The organism is Protofrankia sp. CiT1, from assembly GCF_917627335.1.
Classification (GTDB): Bacteria; Actinomycetota; Actinomycetes; order Frankiales; family Frankiaceae; genus Protofrankia.
Window position 1 is genome coordinate 23579 of record NZ_CAKJTP010000044.1, and the last position, 5908, is coordinate 29486.

Genomic DNA, 5908 nt, shown 5'->3' on the forward strand with positions numbered 1-5908 from the left:
GTCATATCACCATTCAACGTACCGTCACCGGTATTTTTCTCGTCACCGTCGTTCTTCCCGTCTCCGCCGCCGCGCGGCGGGAGGGCGTCGTCGATCTCGAAGTAGGCGGGCAGCTGCCCGCGCCCGGCCAGTCGCAGCACCCGGACCAGCCGCCTGCCCCGCAAGGCCCGTACATCACGAACCGCGTCGTTGTACAGCTGGCGGGCGAGGGCCACCCGCGCCGCGGCGACGTCCACCGCATGCAGAGCGTCGGGCGCGCGATCGGCTGTCGCGGCGACAGCGGGTGACCGCAGTGCCCGGCTGAGATTGTTCTCCACCGCTTCGGCGTCGTCCAGCGGGCTGTCAGCGGCGAGGACCGCCTGGGCCGCCCGCGTCCGGGCGGCCGCCGCGCCCAGTTCCGTCAGCTCGCACTGCCGGGCGAGTTCCCCAGCCGCGGCTACCCGCAGCGCCAACTGGCTGGTCAGACCCGCACGGGCGTCGGTGACCCGGACAGCGAGACGGTCCAGACGGCTCGCGAGCCAGGTGAGGTAGGTGGCGATCAGAACAATGACCACGACCGTGAGGACGACTAGGAGCACCTCGCGCAGCGTAGTCAACGGCGAATGATCTCGCGCCGGGGGGCTTGACTCCGATCAAGCAGAATGGCGCATCGTTTCAGAATCAGGACTCACCGCCACCGACACGGGCACGTCACCGGCAACCATCTCATACACCCCGGCAATACGTTTCGCTATCGCCGGCCAGTCGTAGGCGGCCACCACCGCACGGCCCCGCTCGGCGAGGCGGTTGCGCTCAGCCTGATCGGCCAGCAGCTCGGCAAGCGTGTGGGCGAGCCCTGCCGCATCCCCAGCTGGGAACAGCCGGCCAGCCTGGCCGTCATCGAGAACGCGGCGGAAGGCGTCAATGTCGCTGGCCACCACCGGTGTGCCGGCGGCCATCGCCTCCAGCAGGACGATGCCGAAACTCTCCTGCCCGGTGTTCGGCGCGCAGTAGACCTCCCCGGAACGGAACACCCGGGGTTTGTCCGCGTCGGAGACCAGGCCGAGCAACCGCACCCGCTCCCGCAGGCCCGGGTCAACCCGATCGAGTACCGCCTCCCCGTCGCCTGGGCCAGCGACCAGCAGGCGCGCCTGCCCGCACCGCGCCACCAGGGCCGGCAACGCCGCCAGCAGCACGTCCAGGCCCTTGCGGGGCTCGTCGATACGCCCCAGGAAGACCACGGTCGCGTCACCCGGTGGACGGGTGGGCAGCGGCGTGGCGTCCCGGAAGGCGTCCACCGCCACACCGTTGGGAATGAGGAGCGCGTCCGCGCCGAGATGTTCGACGATCGTTCGCCTGGCCGCCTCGGACACCGCGATCCGCGCCCGGATCTTCTCCATCGAGGGCTGCAACGCGCCGTGAGCGGCCGTAAGAATCTTCGAACGCGGGTTGGACGTGTGGAACGTGGCGACAATGGGACCATCGGCAAGCATGCACGTGAGCAGGCTGACGCTGGGTGCCGTGGGCTCGTGGACGTGCAGCACGTCGAAATCGTGCTCCCGCAGCCACCTGCGCACGCGGGCCGCTGACACCGGCCCCATCAGCAGCCGGGCGACCGAGCCGTTGTAGGGCACCGGCACCGCGTGGCCCGCGTCCACGGCGTACGGCGGCAGGGTGCTCTCGTTGTTCACCGGAGTGATGACCGAGACGTCGTGGCCCAGGCTGATAAGGGTCTCGGCAAGGTCCCGCACGTGCACCTGCACCCCCCCGGGCACATCCCAGGTGTAGGGACACGCGAGACCGATCTTCATGTTCCCGCTCCGGTCGCCGCCGGGCCGGCCGATCCCGGCTTTCCCCCAGGCTCGGCCCGCTCAGCCCGCTCAGCCCGCTCAGCCCGCTCGGACCGCTCGGCCGGCTCGGACCGCTCAGCCCGCTCAGCCGGCTCGTCCCGCCAGATGCGCTGGAGCATGTGCCAGTCCTCGGGGTGGGCCGCGATGCCCTCGGCGAAGGCGTCCGCCAGCGCCTGTGTCATGCGCGGCACGTCGGTGTGCGGCACGGCCGGGTGGATGCGCACACCCCAGCCGGCCGGGTCGAACCAGAGGGTGGCCGGCAGCAGCGTCGCCCCGGTCCGCAGCGCGAGGGCGGCCGGCCCCGGCGGCATCGTGGCCGTCGCTCCGAAGAAGGTGACCGGAACGCCGTCCGCGGACAGATCGCGATCGGCCAGCAGGCACACCGTGCCACCCGCGTGCAGACGGTCCGCCAGCAGGTCAAAAGGTGGTTGCTCACCACCGGTGAGCGGGATGACCTCCATGCCGAGCGCGGAGCGGAACCGCACGAACCGATCGAACAGCGAGGCCGGTTCCACCCGCTCCGCGACCGTCGTGAACGGCTCCCCGTTCGCGGCCAGCCACGCGCCGGCATGTTCCCAGTTGCCCATGTGCGGCAGCGCGGCGATGGTGCCCTGGCCAGACGCCAGGGCCGCACGCAGCCGAGGCTCCGCCAGCATGCGCATGCCGTTGATGATCCGCTCACGCGGCATGTCCTGCAGGCGGAAGACCTCCAGCCAGTAGCGGGCGTAGGAACGCATCGCGGCCCGGGTGAGCTGGTCAAGGTCGGTGCCGGGCGGGACGGTTCGCGCCAGGTTTGACCGCAGCCGGCGGGCTCCCCGGCCGTCCCGGCGCACGGCGGCGTCGGCCGCCATGGCGAACGCCCGCGCGGCAGCGCGCTCGGGCAGCACACGCACGACCCGCCAGCCGGTCGCGTAGGCAAGGTCCGTCATCCGGGCACGGGCGATCGTCAACGCGGGCCGTCCCGTCACGTCAGTGGGCGCGCATGGCCGCGGACGGCCCGACCGGCGGCTGGGCCGCCCCCACGCCAGCGCCAGCGCCCTGATCGTGCCTCAGGTACTGCCGGCGGACGTAGATGATCCGCTGCACCACCGTCAGCACTGTGGCGGCAGCCAGGAACCACAGTGCGGCCGGCAGCAGATACGGCACGCCCAGGCCGTAGAGGCCAGCGGCGACCAGGACAACCAGGAGCCGCTCGCCGCGTTCGGCGAAGCCGACGTCGCAGCGCAGTCCCAGCCCTTCCGCCCGAGCCTTGACGTATGAGATGACCGAACCGGCGATCAGGCAGATCAGCGAGGCGACGCACAACGGCATCGAATCGCCGTCACCGGCATACCAGATGATCAGTGAACCGAAGATGGCACCGTCACCGATCCGGTCGGAGGTGGAATCCAGGAAGGCGCCCCAGCGCGAGGAGATCCCGCGGGCGCGGGCGATGAGCCCGTCGATGAGGTCGGAGAAGGCGAACAGCGCGATGACGACGGTGCCGACGAAGAAGACCCCACGGGTGAAGAAACCCAGCGCCCCACCGACCACGCCGATGGTGCCCACGATCGTCACGGCGTCTGGTGACACCCGCGACCGGGCCAACCGCTCACCCAGAGGATCAAGCACGCGCTGGATCTGCGGCCGTGCCTTGCTAGCGAGCATGTCCGTCCCGTCCCATACGTCCGCCACTGCTGGTTCACAGTACCGCCGGCACGGTCGGCAACCGTCACCTCATTCGGCCGACACGGGTTGTTCACACACCCGTCAAGGGGGAACCTGTTCCTGAAGGGCTTGGTAATCCGTTCAGCAGCCGTCCACTGGTTTCTCACCTTCCCACCCACCCAGTGGCCATGTCACACCGGGGAGGAGCGGGTGAAGCCAACAACGACACGCGAGGCCCGTCCCGATCATCGACACGACACCGGCGTACGCAACATCGTCCTTGTCGGTCACACCGGCGCGGGCAAGAGCGCACTCGCCGAGAACCTGCTGATCGCCGCGAACGGCGGCGGGGCAGCAGCCGGCCACGCCACCAGCACCCGACATACCGATCATGATGACGGTGAGAGCCGGCAGCGCACGATCAGCCTGACCGTGCTGTCCACGATGCATCGGGGGCTACGGATCAACCTGCTTGACACGCCGGGGCTCGCCGATTTCATCGGGGACCTGCGCGCCGGCCTGCGCGGGGCTGACGCGGCGCTGTTCGTGGTCAGCGCGCTCGACGGAGTCGACGGCTTCACGCGCCTGCTCTGGGACGAATGCGCCGCCGCCGCGATGCCCCGCGCGATCGCGATCACCAGGCTCGACCGCCCGCGGGCTGACTTCACCTCGGCCCTCATCAACTGCCAGGAGATGTTCGGCGCGGGTGTGCTCCCGCTCTACCTGCCGGTGGTGAGCCGGTCGCGGCCCACCGAGCCCACGCCGGACGGCCAGCGTCACCGGCTGGTGGACCTGCTGGCGCAGGCCGGCATCGACGACACCGACGGGGGCACAGACACGGACACGGACGGGGACGGGGACGGGGATGGTTGGCCCGGAAGGGCTGCCGCCGCCCGCAACGCTCTGATCGAAGGGATCATCGCCGAGAGCGAGGACGAGTCCCTGCTCGACCAGTACCTGGCCGGCACAGCGCTTCCGACGAAACTGCTGCTCGACGATTTGGAGACGGCGGTCGCTCGGGGGCGTTTCCATCCGGTCGTGGCGACGGCGGGGAGCGGGCCCGGCGCACCTGGCGTCACAGAACTGCTGGACCTCTTCACGCGGGCGTTCCCGTCTCCGTTCGAGCATCCCGTACCGGCTGCCAGCCGGCCGGACGGATCGTCCTGCCCGGTCCCGTCGGGCGGCCCTGACGGTCCGCTGGCGGCCGAGGTCATCAGGACAACGACCGACCCGTATGTCGGGCGCGTCTGCCTGGTCCGGGTGTTCTCCGGCACGCTGCGCCCGGACACACCCGTGCATGTCTGCGGGCACGGCCGGGCCGAACGGGGTCATCCCGACCACGACGAGGACATGAAGATCGGCGCAATCTCCCATCCCATGGGCCGATCCGCGCAGCAGTTCGTCGAGATGTGCCAGGCCGGCGATATCTGCGCCGTCTCCAAGCTCACAACCGCGGAAACCGGGGACACCCTGTCGAGCCCGGACGCTCCCATCCTGTTCGAGGCCTGGCGCATGCCCGAACCGCAGCTGCCCATGGCGATCCGCGCGCGGACGAAGAGCTCCGAGGACAAGCTGTCCACCGCGCTCGCCCAGATCAGCGCCGAGGACCCGAGCGTGACCGTGGAGCACAACGCGGAGACCGGACAGCTCGTCCTGTGGTGCATGGGCGAGGCCCACGGCGATATGATCATTGACCGGCTCGAGAACCGTTACGGCGTGGCAGTCGACCGGATGCCGATACGGGTGCCCATGCGGGAGACCCTGCGCGGACCAGCCCGGGGAACGGGCCGGCATGTCAAACAGTCCGGCGGCCATGGCCAGTATGCGATCTGTCATATCGAGGTGGAGCCGTTGGCGGCCGGTTCCGGGCGGGAGTTCTGTGACGAGGTGGTCGGTGGCGCTGTCCCGCGCCAGTTCGTCCCGTCAGTGGAGAAAGGCGTGTGGCGCCAGTTCGATCTCGGGGTGGCCGCCGGCTTCCCGCTTGTCGACCTTCGGGTTCGCCTGCTGGACGGCAAGGCGCACTCCGTGGACTCCTCCGACGTCGCCTTCCAGGCCGCGGGTGCGCTGGCGTTGAAGGACGCCGCTCGGGCCGCCGGGATTCTGCTGCTCGAACCTGTGCTCTCCGTCTGCGTGCTCACGCCCGATGAGCATGTCGGCCCGGTCACCAGCGACCTGGCGGCACGACGTGGCCGGGTTGTCGGGATCGCGCCGGCCAGCGACACGGCGCAGGCCGGCGCCGGGGGCAGGAACCGTACGATGATCAGAGCCGAGGTGCCTGAGACGGAGATGCTCAGGTACGCCGTTGACATCCGTTCGCTGACCCAGGGCATCGGGACGTTCTCCCGAAACCATCTGCGGTACGAACCGATGCCTGATCACCTCGCGGCCGAGTACCTCGCCGCCCGAGCGGCCGAGTGACCGTCCCCTGGTTG

The 5908-nt window shown here is 70.1% G+C and carries 5 protein-coding genes; 1 reads left to right on the forward strand and 4 read right to left on the reverse strand.

The annotated features are described in order from the left end of the window. From MJ785_RS09915 to pgsA, 4 genes are all read right to left on the reverse strand, one after another. Window positions 1-596, reverse strand: a 596-nt coding sequence (locus MJ785_RS09915; protein ID WP_239380542.1) for a hypothetical protein, incomplete at its 3' end; no start/stop codon positions are given. A 36-nt stretch (window positions 597-632) separates the two neighbouring features. Further along, the gene (locus MJ785_RS09920) at window positions 633-1790 is read right to left on the reverse strand and encodes a glycosyltransferase family 4 protein (RefSeq protein ID WP_239311366.1); all 1158 of its coding nucleotides are present in this window, start codon (window positions 1788-1790) and stop codon (window positions 633-635) included. Continuing rightward, a complete protein-coding gene (locus MJ785_RS09925; protein ID WP_239380545.1) occupies window positions 1787-2758 on the reverse strand; it encodes a phosphatidylinositol mannoside acyltransferase in 972 nt (323 codons plus the stop codon). Before MJ785_RS09925 ends, MJ785_RS09920 begins: the two co-directional genes overlap by 4 nt. A 40-nt stretch (window positions 2759-2798) precedes the next feature. Continuing rightward, window positions 2799-3476, reverse strand: coding sequence for a phosphatidylinositol phosphate synthase (gene pgsA / locus MJ785_RS09930; RefSeq protein WP_239347234.1), 678 nt, complete (start codon window positions 3474-3476; stop codon window positions 2799-2801). Window positions 3477-3686: 210 nt separating this feature from the next. On the opposite strand from pgsA, the gene MJ785_RS09935 reads away from it, so the two are divergent. Continuing rightward, window positions 3687-5894 carry an elongation factor G-like protein EF-G2 gene (locus tag MJ785_RS09935; RefSeq protein ID WP_239380543.1) on the forward strand — a complete coding sequence of 736 codons (2208 nt, stop codon included), beginning with the start codon at window positions 3687-3689 and terminating at the stop codon, window positions 5892-5894. Window positions 5895-5908 lie beyond the last annotated feature (14 nt).